21 protein-coding genes are annotated in these 21,498 nt (G+C 71.3%); 9 read left to right on the forward strand and 12 right to left on the reverse strand.

Annotation, left to right across the window (positions count from 1 at the left end; all coding sequences use genetic code 11):
- Positions 1–151 precede the first annotated feature (151 nt).
- Entirely contained in the window at positions 152–862 is a 711-nt protein-coding gene (locus ABT001_RS23705; RefSeq protein WP_351280863.1) for a lysophospholipid acyltransferase family protein, read from the reverse strand.
- Positions 863–1,079: 217 nt separating this feature from the next.
- On the opposite strand from ABT001_RS23705, the gene ABT001_RS23710 reads away from it, so the two are divergent.
- From ABT001_RS23710 to ABT001_RS23735, 6 genes are all read left to right on the forward strand, one after another.
- Entirely contained in the window at positions 1,080–2,000 is a 921-nt protein-coding gene (locus ABT001_RS23710) for a hypothetical protein (protein WP_351280865.1), read from the forward strand.
- 48 nt (positions 2,001–2,048) lie between these two features.
- Positions 2,049–2,729, forward strand: coding sequence for a HEAT repeat domain-containing protein (locus ABT001_RS23715; RefSeq protein ID WP_351280868.1), 681 nt, complete (start codon positions 2,049–2,051; stop codon positions 2,727–2,729).
- Entirely contained in the window at positions 2,723–3,727 is a 1,005-nt protein-coding gene (locus tag ABT001_RS23720) for a MerR family transcriptional regulator (RefSeq protein ID WP_351280871.1), read from the forward strand. Before ABT001_RS23715 ends, ABT001_RS23720 begins: the two co-directional genes overlap by 7 nt.
- A gap of 163 nt (positions 3,728–3,890) precedes the next feature.
- Positions 3,891–4,574: a response regulator gene (locus ABT001_RS23725; RefSeq protein ID WP_351280873.1), complete on the forward strand. Its 684-nt coding sequence runs from the start codon at positions 3,891–3,893 to the stop codon at positions 4,572–4,574.
- An 11-nt stretch (positions 4,575–4,585) separates the two neighbouring features.
- Positions 4,586–6,097 (forward strand): ATP-binding protein, encoded by a 1,512-nt coding sequence (locus tag ABT001_RS23730; protein WP_351280875.1) that lies wholly within the window; start codon positions 4,586–4,588, stop codon positions 6,095–6,097.
- Positions 6,094–6,681 (forward strand): hypothetical protein, encoded by a 588-nt coding sequence (locus ABT001_RS23735; protein ID WP_351280877.1) that lies wholly within the window; start codon positions 6,094–6,096, stop codon positions 6,679–6,681. The genes ABT001_RS23730 and ABT001_RS23735 overlap by 4 nt, the downstream gene beginning before the upstream one ends.
- Before the next feature lie 146 nt (positions 6,682–6,827).
- Here the strand turns inward: ABT001_RS23735 and ABT001_RS23740 are convergent, their stop codons facing one another.
- The 6 genes from ABT001_RS23740 to ABT001_RS23765 form a co-directional block, all read right to left on the reverse strand.
- The gene (locus ABT001_RS23740) at positions 6,828–10,172 is read right to left on the reverse strand and encodes a S8 family serine peptidase (RefSeq protein WP_351280879.1); all 3,345 of its coding nucleotides are present in this window, start codon (positions 10,170–10,172) and stop codon (positions 6,828–6,830) included.
- A 304-nt stretch (positions 10,173–10,476) separates the two neighbouring features.
- Entirely contained in the window at positions 10,477–10,635 is a 159-nt protein-coding gene (locus tag ABT001_RS23745; protein WP_351280882.1) for a hypothetical protein, read from the reverse strand.
- 67 nt (positions 10,636–10,702) lie between these two features.
- Positions 10,703–11,653, reverse strand: a complete 951-nt coding sequence (locus ABT001_RS23750; RefSeq protein ID WP_351280884.1) for a cytochrome c oxidase assembly protein — start codon at positions 11,651–11,653, stop codon at positions 10,703–10,705.
- 111 nt (positions 11,654–11,764) lie between these two features.
- On the reverse strand, positions 11,765–12,790 hold the full coding sequence (locus ABT001_RS23755) for a 6-phosphofructokinase (protein ID WP_351280887.1): 1,026 nt from the start codon (positions 12,788–12,790) through the stop codon (positions 11,765–11,767).
- A gap of 199 nt (positions 12,791–12,989) precedes the next feature.
- The gene (locus tag ABT001_RS23760; protein WP_351280889.1) at positions 12,990–13,718 is read right to left on the reverse strand and encodes a type 1 glutamine amidotransferase; all 729 of its coding nucleotides are present in this window, start codon (positions 13,716–13,718) and stop codon (positions 12,990–12,992) included.
- A 34-nt stretch (positions 13,719–13,752) separates the two neighbouring features.
- The gene (locus ABT001_RS23765; protein ID WP_351280891.1) at positions 13,753–14,991 is read right to left on the reverse strand and encodes a Mur ligase family protein; all 1,239 of its coding nucleotides are present in this window, start codon (positions 14,989–14,991) and stop codon (positions 13,753–13,755) included.
- Positions 14,992–15,105: 114 nt separating this feature from the next.
- Here ABT001_RS23765 and def point away from each other — a divergent pair, with 114 nt between their 5' ends.
- The gene (def, locus tag ABT001_RS23770; RefSeq protein WP_351280894.1) at positions 15,106–15,657 is read left to right on the forward strand and encodes a peptide deformylase; all 552 of its coding nucleotides are present in this window, start codon (positions 15,106–15,108) and stop codon (positions 15,655–15,657) included.
- 15 nt (positions 15,658–15,672) lie between these two features.
- On the opposite strand, the gene ABT001_RS23775 is transcribed toward def, so the two are convergent.
- The gene (locus tag ABT001_RS23775; protein WP_351280896.1) at positions 15,673–16,323 is read right to left on the reverse strand and encodes a TetR/AcrR family transcriptional regulator; all 651 of its coding nucleotides are present in this window, start codon (positions 16,321–16,323) and stop codon (positions 15,673–15,675) included.
- Positions 16,324–16,498: 175 nt separating this feature from the next.
- On the opposite strand from ABT001_RS23775, the gene ABT001_RS23780 reads away from it, so the two are divergent.
- The gene (locus ABT001_RS23780; RefSeq protein ID WP_351280899.1) at positions 16,499–17,725 is read left to right on the forward strand and encodes an acyl-CoA dehydrogenase family protein; all 1,227 of its coding nucleotides are present in this window, start codon (positions 16,499–16,501) and stop codon (positions 17,723–17,725) included.
- 53 nt (positions 17,726–17,778) lie between these two features.
- On the opposite strand, the gene ABT001_RS23785 is transcribed toward ABT001_RS23780, so the two are convergent.
- From ABT001_RS23785 to ABT001_RS23795, 3 genes are read right to left on the reverse strand one after another with little or no spacing between them, the layout of a single operon-like run.
- Positions 17,779–18,267: a glutathione peroxidase gene (locus ABT001_RS23785; protein WP_351280902.1), complete on the reverse strand. Its 489-nt coding sequence runs from the start codon at positions 18,265–18,267 to the stop codon at positions 17,779–17,781.
- A 30-nt stretch (positions 18,268–18,297) separates the two neighbouring features.
- Positions 18,298–18,828, reverse strand: coding sequence for a GNAT family N-acetyltransferase (locus ABT001_RS23790; RefSeq protein ID WP_351280905.1), 531 nt, complete (start codon positions 18,826–18,828; stop codon positions 18,298–18,300).
- Between the two features lie 46 nt (positions 18,829–18,874).
- Positions 18,875–20,209, reverse strand: coding sequence for a chloride channel protein (locus tag ABT001_RS23795; protein ID WP_351280907.1), 1,335 nt, complete (start codon positions 20,207–20,209; stop codon positions 18,875–18,877).
- A 168-nt stretch (positions 20,210–20,377) separates the two neighbouring features.
- Between ABT001_RS23795 and ABT001_RS23800 the strand changes: the two genes are divergently transcribed.
- On the forward strand, positions 20,378–20,608 hold the full coding sequence (locus ABT001_RS23800; RefSeq protein WP_351280910.1) for a DUF6011 domain-containing protein: 231 nt from the start codon (positions 20,378–20,380) through the stop codon (positions 20,606–20,608).
- Between the two features lie 8 nt (positions 20,609–20,616).
- Here the strand turns inward: ABT001_RS23800 and ABT001_RS23805 are convergent, their stop codons facing one another.
- Positions 20,617–21,492, reverse strand: coding sequence for an acyl-CoA thioesterase (locus tag ABT001_RS23805; protein ID WP_351280912.1), 876 nt, complete (start codon positions 21,490–21,492; stop codon positions 20,617–20,619).
- Positions 21,493–21,498 lie beyond the last annotated feature (6 nt).

Raw genomic sequence — 21,498 nt, forward strand, 5'->3', positions numbered from 1 at the left:
TCCCGAACCCCCGCCGTCACCCTCGCCACATGAACGGGACCGAAACCCCCAAAACCGACAGCGCAGGATTGACGAACGACATAGAGGCACCCCCCGCCGGTACGGTCACGCCCTCATGCGCGCCGCCGCACGGCGTCTCCCCGACACCGCCTCAGCGCGGCCGCCGCGGGGACTTCCTGGACTCCTCGGCCTGGGCCGCCTTCGCCTTGACGGCGTACTCGTCGACGTACTCCTGTCCGGAGAGCCCGAGGACGGCGTACATGATCTCGTCCGTGACCGCCCGGACCGCCGCCTTCTGGTTCTCGAGGCCGGCGTAACGGGAGAAGTCCAGCGGCTTCCCGAAGCGGATCGTGACCCGCTTGATCTTGGGGACCTTCTGTCCGGGCGGCTGGATCTCGAACGTGCCGACCATCGCGCAGGGGATGACCGGGACGCCTGCCCTGATCGCCATCACGGCCACCCCGACCTTGCCCTTGTACAGCCGCCCGTCGTGCGAGCGCGTGCCTTCCGGGTAGATACCCAGCAGCTCACCCTTGCTCAGCACCCCGAGACCCTCGCGGATGGCCGCCTGGCCCGCCTCCTTGCCGGACCGGTCCACGGGGATCTGCCCGATGCTGTGGAAGAAGGCGGCCGTCAGCTTGCCCTTGATGCCGGGACCGGTGAAGTACTCGGCCTTCGCGAGGAACGTGATGCGGCGCTTGAGGATCGCGGGCATCAGGAAGTGGTCGGAGAAGGAGAGGTGGTTGCCCGCGACGATGGCCGCACCGTCGTCGGGGATGTGTTCGAGTCCCTCGATGCGGGGCCGGAACACCAGCCGGAGCAGGGGACCCAGTACGACGTACTTGAGGACGTAATAGAACACAGCATCTCTCCTAGCCTTCTGGACCGGGCTGTTGGCCGCGTTCTGCCAGGTCGCATGCGGTCGACGGTCCGTACGAGCTCGTCGCTGCTCCCGGCGATCGATCGTAGCCGTGTTCCCGGTGTCTCCGGCAAGTCGTGGGTCGACGGCGGTTCGAGAAGTCCCCTGCTGAGTACGGGAACTCATGTGCGAGCGGGAGGCGGCTGGCACCATCCGCGGTATGACGAGCGACAGACGGGCGCTGACGGCCCTGCATCTCTTCCTGGTCTGGGCGACGACGATGATCGCCGTGCCGGTGCTCGGCATCGGACTGATGCTGGTGGCGTGGAGCGGCGGGAGCGGTGCGTCGGTGCCGCTCGTCGTGCTGGGACTGCCGGCGGTGGTCGGACTGCTGGCCCTGACGGGTCTGCCGGTGCGCACCGTCGTGCCGCTGTGCGCCACCGGGACGCGGCGACTCGGCTGGGCGGTCCTGGTCTTCGCCGCCGGCACGCTCGGCGTCCTTGCCGGACTCGCGGCCTACGGCGGAGACGTCGACCTGGGCAGCCCCGGTGTGCGGTTCGCGCTGACAGGGGTGCCGTACGCGGTGGTCGCGGCGTTCTTCGTACCGAGCCGGTGGATACGGCTGGGGGCGGCGGCCGTGCTGGTGGCCGGAGTGGCCTACGGGGGTTTCGTCGGGCCCGCGCGGTCGCAGGAGCGCCGGCACGAGGCGGAGATCGCACGCTACCGGGAACACCCGGAGCTCCTGTACCTGGGCACCCCGCCGTCCGGCCTGGAGGTCTCCCGTGCGGTCGTCGGCCCGTCCCACTTCAGCGTCGACTACCGCGCCGTCCGGCAGGACGAGTTCGCGTACGTGGGCCTCACCGTGCGCTCGCTGCTCATGCCGAGAGCCGGGTGCCCCGAGATCGAGGAGAAGGGCCTGACCTGCGCGACGGACGCGCGCGGTGAGATGCGCACGGTGCGTGACCTGCCCGGCGGCAGCCAAGAGGTCACTCTCACCCGCCGTCTCCCGAAAGCCGAGGCCGAGGTCACCAGCCAGACCCTCGACGAGGCCGGGCTGCGTCGCCTGCTGGACACGCTGCGCCCGCTGTCGGACCCGGAGCTGGAGGAGCTGATGCGGGAGAAGAGGATCGACCAGGCTTGACCCTGCCATCGTGGCAAGGTCTTCACTGGGGCCGAGGAGGTGGTACCGATGACCCTGCCGGTGCAGGACACGGATGTGACGTGTGCCCTCGAAGGGCTGGAGGCCGACCGCTCGTCGGTGCGGCTGCGTGCGGCGATGGCGGTCGGCACGATGCCCGACCCCCGGTTCGTCGGAGGACTCGTCGAACGCTGCGCGGTCGAACCCGATTTCCAGGTGCGTGAAATGCTCACCTGGGCGCTGACCCGGCACTCGGCCGCGCAGACCGTCCCCGTACTCCTCGGTGAGCTCCGTTCGGCCCGCGCCCAGGCACGGAGCCAGGCCCTGCACACGTTGTCCAAGATCGGGGACCGGCAGGCCTGGCCGGCGATCACACGGGCTCTGCTGTCCGACGCCGACGACGAGGTGGCGCGGAGCGCCTGGCGGGCCGCGGCCGTACTGGTGCCGCACGGCGAGGAGGCCGAGCTGGCGGCGTTGTTGGCGCCGCAACTGGGCCGGGGCGGCAGGGAGATGCAGCTGAGTCTCAGCCGGGCGCTGATCGAACTCGGCGAGGTGATCCTGCCGGTCCTGCGTGGGGTGAAGGCGGACGCCGCCCCCGGCGTACGCGCGCACGCGCTCGCCACGGAGCGGATGCTGCACGACCCGGAAGCCGGGTTCGAGTTCGCGATCGAGGAGGCGAAGCGTGTGGTGGCCCTCGGAACGGGGGAAGGAGTGGGGGCCGGTACATGCTGATCGGTGAGGTGGCACGGCGGTCCGGGGTCAGCGCCCGCATGCTCCGGCATTACGAGTCGCTCGGTCTGGTCAGGCCGACGGGGCGGACCGGAGGCGGCTACCGGGAGTACGCGGACGAGGACATCCGGCGGATCTTCCACATCGAGAGCCTGCGGTCGCTCGGGCTCTCGTTGCGGGACGTCGGGCGCGCACTGGACGATCCCGGCTTCACGCCCGCCGAGCTCGTCGCGGACCTGATCCGCGAGACCCGGGAGCGCGTCGCACGTGAGACGGAGCTGCTCACGCGGCTCGACCGGATCGGTGCCGCGCAGCCCGCCGACTGGGAGGACGTCCTGCAGACCGTGGCGGTCCTCCGGGCACTGAGGTCGGAGAGCGCCGGGCGGCGCCAGCGTGCGGCCCTGTCCGCGGTCGACGATCCACCGGTACCGGTGGAGGCACTGGTCGCGGCCGTGCTGAGCGAGAGCGATCCGCATGTGGCCGGCGCGCTCCGATGGGCCCTGGCACAGTCGGGCGACGGCGGACCGGCGCTGCTCGCGGAAGGGCTCGCCTCGCGGGACGCCGAGGTGCGCAAGCGCGCCGTGCTGACCCTCACCGAGATCCCGGGGGACGAGGTGACCGCGCTGCTGCGGGGCGCGCTCACCGGCGAGGACCCCGCCGTCCGCGGTTACGCCGCCCTTGAGCTCGCCGCGCGCGGAATGACCGAGGCGGTACCGGCGCTCATCGACATGGTCGTCGAGGAGCTGAGAGACGTCGACGCGGCCGACGCGCTCAGCGCCCTGGCGGGCAGCCCCGCGTCGACGGACCGGATCGCGGACGGCCTCGTCGGCCGCCTCGCCCACCCGGACTCCGGCCCGGCCGTGCGCCGACGGCTGGCCCAGGCCCTCGCGGACATCCCGGGTGCCACCACGACACGCGCTCTCGAAAAGCTCTCGCGCGACGAGGACCGCGGGGTGGCGGTCACCGCGGAGTACCTCCTCGGGAGACGAGCCCCGGACTGAACGCGGGCCGCCGGGGCCGGATGTCAGGCGTTCCCGAGGAAGCCCCCGACGGCCGTCCTCGCCCCTCGGGGTGCACGCCGTGCATATGACGGCCTGTCACCGGAACGGCGTACGCCTGGGAAGATGAGGAGTCAACGCCGCCCCGCCTCCTGGAGACACCGTCATGTCACGCGTCCTCCTCGTCGAAGACGACCCCTCCGTACGCGAGGGCGTCGAGCTGGGGCTGCGCCGGCGCGGGCACGAGGTCCTCGCCGTCGCGACCGGCGAGGCCGGTCTGGACTCCCTGCGCTCCTTCCGACCCGACCTGCTGCTGCTCGACCTGATGCTGCCCGCCATGAGCGGCGTCCAGGTGTGCGGCCGGGTGCGCGAGACCAGCCAGATGCCGATCATCATGCTGACCGCGCGCGGCGACGACGTCGACATCGTCGTCGGCCTGGAGGCGGGCGCGGACGACTACATCGTCAAACCCGCCCGTACCGAGGTCATCGAGGCACGCATACGTGCCGTGCTGCGCCGCACCGAAGCCCCGGCCGACCCGAGACCCGCCGTCGACCACCATGGCGAACTCGGCATCGACCGCGCCGGTCACACAGTCCTCAAGTCGGGCGCCCCGATCGCCCTCGCGCCCTCCGAACTGAAGCTCCTGCTGCACCTGTCCGCGGTGCCGGAACAGGTCTTCAGCCGACAGCGGCTCCTGGAGGACGTCTGGGAGCACAGCTACCACAGTGACGTCCGCCTGGTGGACGCCTGCGTGCGCAGACTGCGCATCAAGATCGAGGACGAGGTCCCCAGTCCTCGGTACATCCAGACCGTACGGGGCCTCGGCTACCGCTTCGGCCCGCTGTGAGGACGTCCGCGGTGACCGCGGCGTTCGGGCTGCGCACCCGGCTGGTGATCGCGTTCCTGCTGGTGGCATCGGTCAGCGCCGTCACGACCGCCGCGCTCACCTACCGGGAGGCGCGCAGCGCGGTCCTCGTACGCGCCCAGGACACAGCCGTCGTCTCCTTCCGTGAGGAGGTCGAGCGGTTCGTCCCCGGCCTGCCCATGGACCCCGACTCGCTGCAGTCGTACCTCTACGACATCGCGGCGCGCGCCAAGCCCCACCCGTGGATCGTCTTCGCCGAGTACGGCTCGGTGCGGGCCTCCTCAGGCGACCGGCCCGTCTCCGGCGTGGTCACGGCGGAGCTGCGCCGAACCGCGCTCACGTCACCTCGGGGCAGCTTCGAGAGGGTCGTCAAGGACGGGAAGGCGTATCTGACGATCGGGATGCCGGTGATGACCCGGGTCATCGCCGGCGGCGGCGCGGTCCCCAGCGGCCTCGTCCTCTTCGCCGTGATGCCCATGACGAACGAGGAGGTGGACATCGACGCCCTGGTGACAGCTGCCCGCGACGGAGCGCTGCCGGGACTGGCCGTGGCCCTGGTACCGGCACTGCTCGCGGCGCGCAGCGTGCTGCGCCCCGTCCGTGAACTGAGGCGTGCCGCACACTCCATGGGCGGCGGGCGGCTCGACACGCGCATCCCCATCCACGGGCGGGACGAAATGGCCGATCTGGCCCGGACGTTCAACGAGTCGGCGGCCCGCCTCGAACGCTCCGTGGAGGAGCTGCGGGACGCCGGGGCGCGGGCCCGGCGCTTCGCCTCGGACGTCTCGCACGAGTTGCGCACCCCGCTCGCCGGGATGCTCGCCGTCACGGACGTGGTGGACGAGGACGCCGGGACACTCACCCCTGACACCGCCCGGGCGGTGCGCCTGATCAGTGCCGAGACCGGCAAACTGGCCGCACTGGTGGAGGACCTGATGGAGATCTCCCGCTTCGACGCCCGAGCCGTCGAGCTCACCACCGACGAGGTGGACGCGGCGGAGGCCGTGCGCAGCACCCTGTCCGGCAGGCAGTGGCTCGGCCGGGTCCGCACGGAGCTGCCCGACGGCTTCCGCATCCGTCTCGACCCGCGCCGTTACGACGTCATCGTGGCCAACCTCGTCGGCAACGCCCTGCGCCACGGTGCCGAACCGGTCACCGTGCGCCTGTCGGCACGCGGGGGAGCGCTGATCACCGAGGTGCACGACGGCGGGCCCGGAATCGCGCCGGATGTGCTGCCGCACATCTTCGACCGCTTCTACAAGGCGGACGCCGCACGTTCCCGGTCGTCGGGCAGCGGCCTCGGGCTGGCGATCACCGAGGAGAACGTACGGCTGCACGGCGGCACGGTCCGTGCGGAGAACGCGCCCGGTGGCGGTGCGCTGTTCACCGTGGAGCTCCCCTTCGACGGGCCCGGCTCCGGGAGCGGCGCGCCGGACGGGCCGTCGCTCGCGCACGGTGGCCCGGGGCAGGCGGACAGCGGCGGCCGGACGGAGGCCACCGGATGAGGAGGACGGGCTTCCGCGCGCGGCGAGCGGCACGGCTCTGCACGCTGCTGGCGCTCGCCGGGGGTCCGCTCGTGGGCTGCGGCATCCAGGAGACCGCTGTGATCGAGGCCGGCCGCCCGGCGGTCGCCGATCTGCTTCCCCCGCGTGAGCAGCGTGTGCTGCTGTTCTTCTTCTCCCCGGACGGCGAACTGCTGCCCGTGCCACGAAACGTCGACACACCGTGGCGGAGCACCTCGGCCCCGGCGGGTGAGGAGACGAGCGGGCCCCTCTCGCCAGGCGCGGCAGTCACCGCTCTGCTCGCCGGGCCCGACAAGGCCGAACGCCGGGCCGGGTTCCGTAACGCTCCCTCGCTGCCCCGTTCGGCGTCCGTGGCGGGTGGGGTGGTGGCGGGTGGAACCACCGTCGACGTGGAGCTGGGCCTGAGGGTGACGGAGCTGACCGCCTCCGCCCGCGACCAGCTCGTCTGTACGACCGCGTACGCGGCGCACGACCAAGGGGCCGTGTCCGTACGCCTGGTCGGGCAGGACGGACCCCTCGCACCGGCCGACTGCCCCGTCCGCCCTGTTCCGGCGCCGCCGCGCTGAACCATGGCGGACGGCCTGGGACGGCTCGGCACCGACTCGTGGCTTCCCGTCGGAGCGGTGCGGCAAGGCGGAGCGGCCCGCCGGAACCGAGGTTCCGGCGGGCCGCTCTCCTCACGTCACACGGGGGTTTCCGGACCCGTGGGGCTTCACCTGCCGGAGAAGGCGTTGTGGACGGTCACGGTCGACTTGTTGTCGTCCTTGTCGGTGACGACGGCCCTCAGCGAGATCGTCCTGCCCTTCTCCGGAGCGCGTACCGTGATCCGGTCCGCTTCCACCGGGGCGGGCAGCCACTTCGTGCCGTCGTACGAGACCAGGACGCGGAGGGCCTTCAGGCGGTCACCGGCCGCCGCACCCTGCACCTGGACGGGGACGGTCTGCATGCCGCCCGCCGGGACGGTGGAGTCCAGGGCGAGCCGCGGCAGGAAGCGGACCGTGGAGACCGGAAGCATGGCCGGGCTCTCGGTGCGGGCCGAGCGGAAGGTCCACGAGGCGTCGATCCGGGTTCCGGTGCGGTTGACCGCCGGGTTCCGGTGAACCGTGGTCGCCACCGTGTACACGGCGGAATCCGACGGCAGCGTGAAGGACTCCTGGTCGACGGCGGCGTCCTTCCGCGCGTACAGCGCGCCGTCGCGGTGGATGGTGGTGCTCGCCGCCGCGTACTCGACGGACCCGGGGTGGCCCGCCCCGTCACTGACCATCGGGAAAGCGCCGTAGATGTCGTCGCCGTCGCGCACGATCCCGTCGTTCGCGTTCAACCGCGGCCCCGGCACACCGGTGTTGAAGCTCTCGGTGTACGTCGCCCCCGCCTCGAACCGCTTCGGCTCGTCGAACATGTACACCGAGTCGAAGTCCCGGTAGCCCGTCGGGTCCGGCTCTCCCAGGACACCCGCGACGATGTCCCAGGCGGCCCCGTCGGCCGTGGACAGGTACACCTGGCGGGTTCCCGGCGCCGGCCGCACCGAGTAGGCGGCCTGCACGCCGCCTCCGTAGTCCAGTACACCGTGTGCCGCGAGGGCGGCCTCCCGACCGGGTACGGACGACCCGATCCCCGCCTTCACCAGCGCCATGTCCGCGGACGTGTAGGTCTTGCTGTAGCCGGTGGCCAGCTTCCGCACCGGACCGCCGGTGAGGACGTTGTACTCGCTGGTGCCGTGCGACCACTGCGCGGACCACTGCTGGACGAGGACGTCCTCGTCCATCTCGGGGCCTTGGTACGCGGTGCGCAGGTTGTCGAAGCTGCTGAACTCGCGCCCCTCCATGAGGAAGGTCTCGGGCGTGTTCACGGTGTACATCATTCCGGCGCGCGTGGGGCGTGCGGCAGCGTCCGGCACCGTGAAGGCCACGGGCCGGGTGGTCCGGGCGTCGAGCGTGACCGTGGTGGGGCCGGTCACCGAGAGCTGGGGATCGCTGATGAGATCGGCGCCCTCGCGCGGGGCGGCGGGGTCGACCAGCATGTCGGCTGCGAGGCTGTAGGTGCCGCGCGGCAGCCGGACGGTGGTGGACCCCGACGACAGGTCCGGGAAGAACCGCTGCCCTGCCGCCGACTCGCGGTAGCCCTTCAGATCGGCCTGCCAGCCGGTGCTCGCCGCACCGTCCCGCCCGATGGTCCTGAAGGTGACGTCGTACGACTCGCTCTCACGCTCGACCGCCACCGGAGTGCGTACGGTCCGGCCGTCTCCGGAGGCGACGACCGTGGCCGAGTACGAGCCGTCGACCGCGCCGCCGAGGCGGGTGTCGGCGGTCAGGCCCACGGTGGCGTCGCCGCCTGCCGGGACCGTGATCCGCTGCGTCCCGAGGGTGAAGAACCCGGCCGGGGCGGGCTGTCCGTCCGCGCCGGCGGGTGCCGCCAGCGAAAGGTCCAGCGTCACGTCGTCGGTGCCGTCGTTCCGGTACCGAACCTGCTCGGTGACGGGTGTGTCGTCGGCGTGGGGCCATGCCTGGGTGCCCAGGTCGACCGAGCCCGGCTCGGAGACGAGCGTCTGGCCGATCGCCCGGTCGACGGCGAGCCGGCCGGCGCCCTGCTGGAAGACGGAGTGGGCACCGCCCTCCGCCGAGCCCGTCAGGACGGCCTTGATCTGCGAGCCCGTCCAGGCGGGGTTCTTCTGCTTGAGGATCGCCGCGGCGCCCGCGACGTGCGGGGTCGCCATCGATGTCCCGTCCTGGGTGACGTACCCAGCCGGGTTCTGCCCCTGGACGCCGGCTGCGGCGGCCGCGGTGATCGCCACGCCCGGCGCGGTGATGTCGGGCTTGACGGCGCCGTCCCCGATGCGGGGACCGACGCCGGAGAAGCCGGCGATCAGGTCGTCGTCGTCGACGGCACCGACCGTCAGGGCCGCGTCGGCGCTGCCCGGCGACCCGACCGTGCCCCGCTCAGGACCGCTGTTGCCCGCGGCCACCGCGAACAGGACGCCCTTCTCCGCGGAGACCGTGTCGACCTGGGCCTCCAGCGGATCGATCCCGACGGTGTCGGGGCCGCCCAGGCTCATGTTGATGATGTCGGCACCCTGGGAGACGGCCCAGTCGACCCCCGCGAGGACACCGGAGTCGTCACCCGAGCCTCCGTCGTCCAGGACCTTGGCGTTGATCAGCTGTGCTCCGGGCGCCACGCCTCTGAACCGGGTGTCCTTCGCCCCCGAGCCGGCCGCGATCGAGGCCACGTGCGTGCCGTGCCCGACACGGTCGCGTGCGTCCGGGGATCCGCTGAAGTTCTTCTCCGCCACCACCCGGCCCGTCAGGTCGGGATGGGTGGAGTCGATCCCGGTGTCCACGACGGCGATCTTCACACCGGAGCCGTCGTACGACCGGGCCCAGGCGGCCGGGGCGCCTATCCGGCCGGTGCTGCGGTCGAGCGTCGCCTTCCGCGTACCGTCCAGCCAGATGCGGGCGATACCCGAGGCCGCGGCAGCCGACCCGTCGTCCCGCTGACGGGTCAGGGCGTCCCACAGCGATTCCGTGCTGCCGTCGGTGCCCGCGTCGGTGACCGCATCGGCGTCGAGGGTCCGCAGCGTCCGCCGGACGGTGGTGCCGTCGACGGACCGCACCTCGGCGCGGGCGGCTCGTGCCGCCGTTCCCTCGTAACCGACGATCACCTTCAGCCCGGCCCGGTTGGCCTTGAGGCTCGCCGGCTCGGTGAGCCCGGTGATGTCGAACAGCCGCCGGTCGAGTGTGCCGTCGGCGATCAGCCGCCGCGCGTCACGGGGCACCACATGGGTACGGCCCTCGTGGGTCTCGGTGAAGAAGGGCATGTCCTCCCGGCCCTTCGCCCGCTGGATACCGCCGACCCGGCCACGGGAGTCCACGAGGACCCGGTCGCCGGTGATCAGGGTGAGGGTGTGCACGGTCCTGCCGACCGTCCCCAAGCCCTCGGCGCCGGCCGGGGACACGGGGTCCGGGCCGTTGCTGCCCGCCGATGCCGGGCCGGTCGTGCCGGCCGTCAGGACGACGGCGGCCGCGGCGGCGAGGGCGTACGCCTTCTTCGGTCTTTTACGCAAGATTGCCCCTGCTCAGGAGTGAGTCAGGCGGGCGAAGGCCCAGCCCGCACGGGGCGCAATCGGATGTGTGTGCGGCCCCGAGGTCTGAAGTATGCAGAGGCCGTTCGGGCGCACTCAATGATCGTTGTGTAACAGCCGTTCGCAGGTCGGACGCCTACCGAGCGCCGGGGGGTCGCTGCTGACCGTGAGGGTTCTCCGGCCGGTGGGGCACTCGGGATCCACCCCCGGCCGGCCGCACGTCTCTCCCGCAGTACCTTCCGGGCAGCTGTGTGCTCTGAGGGGCTACGCCTGCCGTACGGGCGCCTCAGGTGTCGCGGGTGGCCACCATCCCCAGTGTGGCGAGCCCCAGAATCACCCAGCCGAACCAGAGCCAGCCATTGCTTCCCAGCGCCACCGTGTACGCCGTCACCGCGACCAGCGCACCGACGGTGAGCACTCCCATGGTCTTCGTGGATCCAGGCATGAGCACACGCTCCTCACCCGGCCGCACGGCCGTTGCAGCCATGGTCACCCCACGGGGGCGTACACCGCTACTGTCCACGCGCCTGCAACGAGGCGAGATAGGCGTTGTACGCCTTCAGCTCCTGGTCCCCGTCCCGGTCGGCGGCCCGGTCGGACCGCTTGGCCGTCCGCTGCTCGGAGCGGTACCACTGGAAGACCAGCGCGATCAGCACCAGCACGGACGGGATCTCGCTGAACGCCCAGGCGATGCCGCCCGCGGCGGACTGGTCGCTCAGGGCGTCGATACCGAGGGAGCCCGGAGGGTTCTCGTACGCCTTGACCATCGGCTGGCTCGCCATCATGAGCGCGATGCCGAAGAACGCGTGGAACGGCATGCCCGCGAAGAGCTCCAGCATGCGCATCACGTAACCGGGCCGGTGCGGACCGGGGTCGACGCCCATGATCGGCCAGAAGAAGACCAGTCCGACCGCCAGGAAGTGCACCATCATCGCGATGTGGCCCGTCTTCGACCCCATCAGGAAGTCGAACAGAGGCGTGAAGTAGAGCCCGTACAGGCTCGCGATGAACAGCGGGATGGTGAACACGGGGTGGCTGATGATCTTCATGTAGCGGCTGTGGAGCAGCTTGAGCAGCAGCTCTCGCGGGCCCGTGCGGCCCCGCCCCGCCACGGGGAGCGCCCGCAGCGCCAGCGTCACGGGGGCGCCCAGCAGGAGCAGGATCGGCGACACCATGCTGATCACCATGTGCTGCACCATGTGCACGCTGAACATGACCATGCCGTAGTCGTTGAGTCCCGTGCACATCACCAGCGCGATGGACAGCACGCCGATGACGAAGAACACGATCCGGTTCACCGGCCAGCCGTCGCCCCGGCCGCGCAGCCGCGTGACCCCGTAGCCGTACAGGGCGAGTGCGACGAGGCAGCCGATGAGGAAGAACGGGTCCGCGGAGAATTCGAGGCCGCGTCCCAGCGTGAACGGCGGCAGATCCATGTTCATGCCGTGCCCGCTGTGATCCATCTGTTCACTCCCGCTGGGGACGTCCCCGTTTCGTGCCGGTTGTCCGGTCCAGACTAGAACCGCCCCCGGCCGTGGGTGCGGCCGGGGGCGGTTCACGGGGCGTGATGACCGTCAGAGCACGACCTGCGCCTCGGCGTAGCGCTCGGCCGGGACCGTCTTCAGGGTCTCCACCGCCGCCGCCAGCGGAACCATCGTGATGTCCGTGCCGCGCAGCGCCGTCATCATGCCGAACTCGCCGCGGTGAGCGGCCTCCACCGCGTGCCAGCCGAACCGGGTGGCCAGGACGCGGTCGTACGCGGTCGGGGTGCCGCCGCGCTGCACATGGCCGAGGATCACCGGACGGGCCTCCTTGCCGAGGCGCTGCTCCAGCTCACCGGAGAGCTGCGTGGCCACACCGGCGAAGCGCTCGTGGCCGTAGATGTCCTTCTTGCCCTGGTCGAACTCCATGGAGCCCTCCCGGGGCTTCGCGCCCTCCGCCACGACGACGATCGCGAACTTCTTGCCGTCCGAGAATCGCTTGCCGACCAGCGCGGTCAGCTCGTCGATGTCGAAGGGCCGCTCGGGCACGACGATGGCGTGCGCCCCGGCAGCCATGCCCGAATGCAGGGCGATCCATCCGGTGTGGCGTCCCATGACCTCGACGATCAGCACCCGCTGGTGCGACTCGGCCGTCGTCTTCAGCCGGTCCAGCGCTTCGGTCGCGACCCCGACGGCCGTGTCGAAACCGAAGGTCACATCGGTGGAGGCGATGTCGTTGTCGATGGTCTTGGGCACGCCCACGATGGGCAGGCCGGCCTCGGAGAGGAGGTTGGCGGCCTTCAGCGTGCCCTCGCCGCCGATCGGGATGATCGCGTCCAGGCCGAGATCGGCGACATGGCCCCTGGCGCGCTCCACGCCGTCACGCAGGTGCGCGGGCTGGACGCGGGATGAGCCGAGAATCGTGCCACCGCGGGCGAGTATGCCGCCCACCGCGTCGAGGTCGAGCTTGCGGTAGTCGCACTCGAGGAGGCCCCTCCACCCGTCGTGGAAGCCGATGACCTCGTCGCCGTGGTCGGCAACGGCGCGGTGCACGACGGAACGGATGACGGCGTTGAGGCCGGGGCAGTCGCCACCGGAGGTGAGCACACCAATTCGCATTGCCCGGGAAACCTTTGCAACGTGGGCCGACGCCGGACCACGTCGTCCGGTTGGAATCCCGCCACCCTACCGGCGTGGGGTGTCGGTACCGAACCCGCTGTCCGACTGCTGGACGTCCACCGGATGTACACCGGCCGCACACGCGCGGACCGGCCCCTCGCCAGGGGCCGGTCCGAGCGTGTGCGGCCGGACGGGTCCGTCAGGCCGGCTGGGTCGCCGCGGCGATCCGCTCGGCGCGCAGCGCCTCGTACCACCGGTCGTCGCACGGCGGCAGCGCGTTCACGTCCAGGGCCAGCTTCAGCAGCAGGTCCGCGATCAGCGGGTTGCGTGCCAGGACCGGCCCGTGCATGTAGGTGCCGAACACCGTGTCGTTGTACGCGCCCTCGGTGCCGTCACCCGTGCCGTTGCCACCGCCCAGCCTCACCCGCGCGAACGGGCGTGCGGCCGGGCCGAGATGGGTGATGCCCTGGTGGTTCTCGAAGCCGGTCAGCGGCGGCAGGCCCAGATTCGGGTCGATGTCCCCGAGCACGTCGCCGACGCACCGGGCACCCTCGCCCCGGGTCGAGACGACGTCGAGCAGCCCGAGGCCCGCCTCGCGCTCACCGAGGTCGTTGATGAACTCGTGACCGAGGATCTGGTAGCCCGCGCAGACCGAGAAGATGATGGCGCCGTTCGCCGCCGCCCTGCTGAGTCCGCCGTCACGGCGCAGCCGCTCCGCGGCGAGCCGCTGCGGACGGTCCTCACCGCCACCGATCAGATAGATGTCGCCCGATGTCGGGACGGGCTGGTCGCTGCGCACGTCCACGCGCGACACGTCGAGACCGCGCTGGCGCGCCCGGCGCTCCACCACCAGGGCGTTCCCCTGGTCGCCGTAGGTGCTGAGGAGGTCGGGGTAGACCCACACCAGCCGCAGGCTGTTGTTGCTCATGCTTCGTCCTCTCCGGGGGTTGCCCGCGCGGGGGTCAGTTGCCGACACGACGGCGCAGATCCTGGAAGGCGGTGTAGTTGGCGATGACCTCGATGCGGCCGGGCGGAGACATCTGGACGGCCTCGTCCAGGTTCTCGCAGACCCGGAAGTCGAGTCCGGCCACCTCGAGCCGGACCGCGAGGTCCAGCTTGCGGTCACCGAGCACGAAGATCGGGTGACCGTAGAGCTGGGTGTAGTCGACGTCCCACAGCCAGGAGGTGTCCGTGCCGTCGGCGCCCCGGGCGTTCACCGAGAGGATCACCGGAGTGGGCGGCGGATCGATCAGGGAGAACGTCTCGAGCCAGCCCGCCGGGTTCTTCGCCAGCAGGAGCCGGAGCTCACGGCCGAGGAAGCCCACCACGTCGTAGCGGCCCGCCACCGCCTGCACCTGGTACATGCGCTCCAGGGCGACCTGCGGCGGCACGCCGAAGACCGCGGCCACCGCTGCCGAGCTCGTGGCGTTGGCCTTGTTGGCCCGGCCCGGCAGCTGGAGGTGGATGGGCCACGCGGAACCGTGCGGGTCCAGCACGTAGTCACCGTTCAGCGCCCAGCTCGGAGCGGGGCGGCGGAAACCGCACCCGCCGCAGAACCAGTCGTCCCCGGGGCGCTGCATCACACCGCCGCAGGACGGGCAGGACCAGGCGTCGTCCTTCCACGCCTGTCCCGCCGCCACCCACACCACGTTGGGGGAGGAGGAGGCTGCCCAGACGATCAGCGGGTCGTCGGCGTTGGCCACGATCACGGCCTTCGAGCCCGACAGGCCCTCACGCCACTGCTCCGCCATCATCCGGGTCTCCGCGGCGCGGTCCAGCTGGTCGCGCGAGAGGTTGAGCAGCGCGATCACCTTCGGTGTCGTGTCGCGCGCCACGCCGGCGAGGTACTTCTCGTCGACCTCGATCACGCCGTACTTCGCGTCCGAGCCGCCGGCCAGCGCGGAGGTGATCCCCGCCGGCATGTTGGCGCCGAGCGCGTTCGACACGACGGGCCCGGCGGCCCGGAGTGCCTCGGCGATCAGCCGGGTCGTCGTCGTCTTGCCGTTCGTCGCGGACACGAGGATCACGTCCAGGTGCTGCGCCAGCCGCCCGAGCAGGTCGGGGTCGAGCTTGAGCGCCACCCGGCCGCCGATCACCGATCCGCTGCCGCGCCCCGCAGCGCGCGACACCGCCGCCGCGGCCTTGCCCGCCGTCACGGCGAGCTTGGCCCGCGGCGACAACGGCTCCGTGTTGCCTGCCATCGTCCTAGATCCTCCTTGCGTAAGTCCGCGCCCAGCCTATCGATGTCCGGCGCGACGACCGCACGTCGGCACCACGGGGAAGGTGGAGGTCACGTGGAACGTACGCTTCTCCCCATGCGAAACCGCCCGATCCCCGGCAGTTCCGGACGCGTCCGTGCCTTGAGCCTGTTCGGCGACCCGGCACTTCACGCCCCGTGCGACGACGTCACCGACTTCGGTCCGCCGCTCGCCCGTCTCGTCGAGGACCTGTTCGCCACCATGTACGCCGCGAACGGCGTCGGGCTCGCCGCGAACCAGATCGGCGTGCCGCTCAAGGTGTTCGTCTACGACTGTCCGGACGACGACGAGGTCCGGCACCTCGGACATCTCGTCAACCCCGTACTCGTCGAGGCCGACGGGATCACCGTACGCGGACCGGAGGGCTGTCTTTCACTTCCGGGTCTGGAAGCCGGCACCCCGCGCTTCGACCACGCCGTGGTCGAGGGCCGGACCGTGACCGGGGAGCCGGTGCGGATCACCGGCACCGGCTGGTTCGCCCGCTGCCTGCAGCACGAGTGCGACCACCTCGACGGCACGATCTACACCGACCGCCTCACGGGGCTGCGTCGCACCAGGGCGCTGCGCGCGGCCCGGCGGGCGCCCTGGGGGCGCCCAGCGGCCGGCTGAGCCGGGAGGAGCGCCTCAGAACCCCGGGCCGCCCGGCAGGTCGCCCGCGTCGGCCAGCCTGCCCCACAGAAGGTCGGCGAGGCTGCGCACCAACTGCTCGCGCGAACACGGGCGGTCACCGAGCCACCAGTCGCCCGCGGCGTGCATCATGCCGACGATGCCGTGTCCCCAGATGCGGGCCATCTGCTCGCTGTCCGGGCCGAGATCGACCCGCTCCAGGATCACCTTGCCCAGCTCCTCGCCGAGTCGGCGCAGCAGCGGCGCCGAGTGCCGGCCGACGTCGAAGCCCTGCTCGGGTGTGGGGGCGGCGTCGTCGGACGGGTGCATCAGGAAGCGGTAGACCTGCGGGCGTGCCTCGATCGCCGCGAGGTAGGTGTCCAGGGTCGCCTCGACCCGTTCGCGCCGTCCGGAGGGTGCGTCGAGCGCGGCCCGCAGCGCGCTCAGCAGGGCGTCGGTGTGGCGTTTGGCGAGCGCCCGGTAGAGCCCTCCCTTGTCGCCGAAGTGCCGGTAGAGGATGGGCTTCGTGATGCCGGCCTCCGAGGCGATCGCGTTCATCGACGCCTTGGGACCGTCCCTGAGCACCACTCGGTCCGCGGCTTCCAGCAGCTCCCGACGGCGCCGCTCGGCCGCCGTGCGCTGCCGTTCGGCCCCTCGTGTGGTCTCCATGTCGTACTCTCCCGCCCCACCCAGCTGTCCTGCGATCTCGTCATGCCCGGGCAACGTAACACCCTGCTCGGACACACGCGGATGCGTACGTGACAGGTTGACAGAGGCTACTTGCTGGTAACAGACTGTTGTTACCGCTAGTAACGGGTTTATCCAGAAGTGCATGGAGGGAACCATGGCCGAGTTCACGCTCGAGCTCAACGACGATCAGAAGCAGGTCCGTGACTGGCTGCACGGCTTTGCCGCCGAGGTGATCCGGCCGGCCGCTTCGGAGTGGGACGAGCGTGAGGAAACGCCCTGGCCCGTCATCCAGGAGGCGGCCAAGGTAGGCATCTACTCCCTCGACTTCTACGCCCAGCAGTTCTTCGACCCCACGGGCCTCGGCATCCCCATGGCCATGGAGGAACTCTTCTGGGGCGACGCGGGTATCGCCCTGTCGATCGTCGGCACGGGCCTGGCGGCCGTCGGTGTCCTCGCCAACGGCACCGAGGAACAGATCGGCACCTGGATCCCCCAGATGTACGGCGACGCCTCCGACGTGAAGGTCGCCGCCTTCTGCTCCTCCGAGCCCGACGCCGGCTCGGACGTGGCCTCGATGCGCACGCGCGCGGTCTACGACGAGGCCAAGGACGAGTGGGTGCTCAACGGCACCAAGACCTGGGCGACCAACGGTGGTATCGCCAACGTCCACGTCGTCGTGGCCGTCGTCGACCCGGAGCTCGGCTCGAAGGGCCACGCCTCCTTCATCGTCCCTCCGGCCACCCCCGGCCTCTCGCAGGGGCAGAAGTTCAAGAAGCACGGCATCCGCGCCTCGCACACGGCCGAGGTCGTCCTCGAGGACGTCCGCGTCCCCGGCCACTGCCTGCTCGGCGGCAAGGAGAAACTCGACGAGCGCCTCGCCCGGGCCCGTGAGCGCGCGAAGTCCGGGGGCGAGCGCGTGAAGAACGCCGCCATGGCGACCTTCGAGGCATCCCGCCCGGCCGTCGGCGCCATGGCGGTCGGCACCGCCCGCGCCGCCTACGAGGTCGCCCTCGACTACGCGAAGACGCGGACCCAGTTCGGCCGCCCGATCATCGACAACCAGGGCATCGCCTTCCAACTGGCCGACATGCGTACGCAGATCGACGCCGCGCGGCTGCTCGTCTGGCGCGCCTCCTGGATGGCGAGCGCCGGAAAGCCGTTCACGGCCGCCGAGGGCTCGATGTCGAAGCTCTACGCGAGTGAGACGGCGAAGACGGTCACCGCCCAGGCCGTGCAGATCCTCGGCGGCAACGGCTTCACCCGTGAGTACCCGGTCGAGCGCATGCACCGGGACGCCGCGATCTACACCATCTTCGAGGGCACCAGCGAGATCCAGCGCCTGGTGATCGCCCGCACCCTGTCGGGGATGCCGATCCGTTGACGGCGTCGCAGGGCCGGGCCGCACCGGTCCGGCCCCGCATGCCGTCCGCCCCGCTAGCGGGGCAGTTGCGCCTCGATGAGTGCCACGACCTCGGGGGCCTCCGGCTCGGTGCCGGGGCGGATCCGGGCGACCGGCTCGCCGGCAGGGGAGATCAGGAACTTCTCGAAGTTCCACTGGACGTCCCCGGCCGTGCCCTCCGCGTCGTCCAGCCGCGTCAGCTCCGTGTACAGCGGGTGCCGGTTCTCGCCGTTGACGTCGATCTTCTCCAGCAGCGGGAAGCTGACTCCGTACGTCGTCGAGCAGAACGTCCGGATTTCCTCGGCTGTGCCCGGTTCCTGCCCCGCGAACTGGTTGCAGGGCACCCCGAGCACGGTGAACCCGCGGTTCGCGTACTCCTTCTGAAGCCTCTCCAGGCCGGCGTACTGCGGAGTGAGCCCGCACTTGGAGGCGACGTTCACCAGCAGGACGGCCGAGCCCTCGTACGCGCCCAGCGTGGTCGGTTCGCCGTCGAGCGTGTGGAGGGGGATGTCGTGCAGCGTCATGAGAGAACTCCTCGGTAGTGTGGCTTCGCGTCAGTCCGGCCGGTGGCCGAGTGCCTTGTAGTAGAGCGTGGTCGCCTTGAGGGTGCCGAACGGGTTCGCGGCGTAGCCCGGGACCGAACCACACTCGGTCCAGCCCGCCGAGCGGTACAGTCGCTCGGCGTCGCTACCCGTCTCGGTGTCGAGGACCAGCAGCGTCAGCCCCTCGTCCACGGCGTACCCTTCGGCCGCCGCGAGCAGCGCCCGGCCGATTCCCCGACCGCGTGCCGAGGGCCTCACGACGAGCTTGGCGACCTCCGCGCGGTGGCGGGCATTGGGCAGGGCCGCCCTGACGAGGCCGATCGTGCCGGCCACCCGCTCGTCGTCCCGGGCGATCCAGACCCGCTGGCCACCCGCCTCCACGTCCGCGGCCCGCTTCCGCCACCAGGCGGCGGCCTCGGCCCGGTCCAGCGAGGCGAGGAACCCCACCGAGGCCCCGCCCTCCACGCTCTCGATCAGCAGGGCGGCGAGCTCATCGGCGTACGTGACCAGTTCGGGGCCGGACACGGGGACGATTTCGGTCATGACGCGGATCCTTTCACGTTCGGGCAGGACGGTGACCAACGCCTCCTCAGGCGGGTGCCGCGTGCGGGGCCGCGGAAGGCCGGTCGAGCCTGAGAGAGAGGACGTAGGAGACCACGACGGAGACGATCACGAGAGGCATGACGGTGATGCCCTCGGATCCCAGCAGCAGCGTGGCCAGCAGGACCGATGTCATGGGCAGCTTGAGCATCGCCACGCACATGGCCCCGATTCCCATGGCGAAACCTGACGTGGCGTCAAGGCCGGGGAGATGTGACAGGGCCAGGCCGCCCGCCGCCCCCAGGAACATCGACGGGAAGATGGGGCCACCCCTGAGGCAGCTCAGTGAGGCGGAGTACGCGAGGGCCTTGCAGACGATCAGCAGCAGGAGCGACCCGACCGTGTAGGCGGCGTCCTCGGCGAGCAGACCGCCGAGGGCGTCCTGGCCGGAGTACAGCACCTCGGACGCGCTCCTCCCCGTGTTCTCGACGTAGAGGAGCGCGAGCACTCCGATGGCCAGGCCCGTCACCACGGCCGCGACGACCCCCCGTTGTTCGACCCGCCCCTGCAGGGTCAGGGAGAGCTTCCGGATGCCCGTGCCCGCCAGGGCCGCCGCGGCTCCGAGGACGACGGCCCAGCCGAACTCGGCGACGGCGGGCTGGGAGGCGTGCGGTACCTGGGGGAGTGCCAGCGAGTACGTACCCAGCCCGGTCCATGAACCCAGGCCGACGAAGACGAGGGACCCGATGCCTGAGGCGAGCAGCCCCGGCACGAGCGTGACGCCGAGCATCATGCCCGCGAGGCCCGACGCCTCCATCAGCAGGAAAGCACCGAGGAGCGGTGAGCCGAGAAGGGCGCTGACCGCGGCGAAGCTTCCGGCGGCCGCGATCATGGCACGCGCACCCGGCTCGATGCCGGGCTTGAGCAGCCGTACCGAGTGGACGGCCAGCCCCGCTCCGAGGGCGATGAGCGGGGCCTCCGGCCCGAGTACCGCGCCGAGTCCGAGGGACGCCAGCGCGGCGAGTGCCACACCCGGGAGCTCCGAGGCGGCCGGCGCCCCTTCGTGCACCGCCCCCTCGGCCGGTCTGTGGCCACCCGTCCCCGGGAGGTGCCGGACGGCCAGTCCGGTCAGCAGTCCCGCCGCGGCGAGCAGCGGAACCGGCCACCACGACGGTGTGCTTCCGAAACCCAGTGCGCGGGGCAGGTCCTCGTAGGTCAGGGTCTGGATCTCATGGACGAGCGCGAGAAAGCCGAACGCCGCCGCCGAAATGGGAACTCCGAGCGCCGCGACCAGGACCAGGAGCAGCGCGTACCCCCGGGTGCTGACCACCATGAGCGGATCCGGGCCCTTCGCGCCCGGCGCACCGACCGGTTCGGCCGACATGTCATGGTCTCCTTGGTGTCGGGTCCCGGCCGGATCGTGCTGTTCCGCCGGGGTCCACACGGTGATACCACGATGTCGTGTTATGTCTCGGATGTAACCGCTGTCGGGGTGCGGCGAATCAGGCTGCCACGCGCCTGGTGTGTCATACCGGCTTGAGAGGATCCGTACGTGGAATCCTCCGAACCCCTTCCCGGCCTCTTCCCGGGGCCGCAGCCCGAAGCCGCCCGCCGAGAGGTCCGCCGCCCGGTGCGGTGCGCCCTCTGCGGACGCCCCCTCACCGGCGCGGAATCACGCCGCACCGGACTCGGTCCCGCCTGCGACGCCAAACTGCACCCGGCGGGCCCGGACATCCGGACCCGCCGTCACGAGGTGGACCAGGACCCGCTGCCCGGCACCTGACGCGGTGCCTACGCGCCGTCGAGGCGGCGGAACAGGCCCTCCTGCACCACCGACACCAGCAGCTGCCCCTGACGGTCGTAGATCCGCCCCCGGGCCAGCCCACGCCCGCCCGTGGCGATCGGCGACTCCTGGTCGTACAGGAACCACTCGTCAGCGCGGAACGGCCGGTGGAACCACATGGCGTGGTCCAGCGAGGCCATGTCGAAGCCGCGCGGGCCCCACAGCGGCTCCACCGGGATCCGTACCGCGTCCAGCAGTGTCATGTCGCTCGCGTACGTCAGCGCACAGGTGTGCACGAGAGGGTCGTCGCCCAGCGGCCCGACCGCGCGCATCCACACCGCACTGCGCGGGTCCGCGTCCTCGATCTCCTCCCGCGTCCAGCGCAGCCGGTCGACGTAACGGATGTCGAAGGGCTGGCGACGGGCCATCCGTTCCAGAGCCTCCGGCAGGCCGCCCAGGTGCTCACGCACCTCGTCGGCGACCGTCGGCAGATCGTCGGGATCCGGCACCGTACGGGCGGGCGGCAGCTGATGCTCGAAGCTCGCCTCCTCCGGGCGGTGGAAGGACGCCGTCAGGTTGAAGATCGTCCGGCCCTGCTGCACGGCCGTGACCCGGCGCGTGGTGAAGGACCGGCCGTCCCTCACCCGCTCCACGTCGTACACGATCGGCACACCGGGACGGCCGGGACGCAGGAAGTACGCGTGCAGCGAGTGCACCGGACGGTCCCCGTCCGTGGTGCGCCCGGCCGCGACCAGTGCCTGGCCCGCGACCTGCCCGCCGAAGACCCTCTGCAGGGACTCGTCGGGGCTGCGGCCGCGGAAGATGTTGACCTCGATCCGCTCCAGGTCGAGCAGATCGACCAGGCTGTCGGCGGGGTTCGTCATGCGGTT

This window comes from Streptomyces sp. NPDC002793 (assembly GCF_040295485.1).
Taxonomy (GTDB): Bacteria; Actinomycetota; Actinomycetes; order Streptomycetales; family Streptomycetaceae; genus Streptomyces.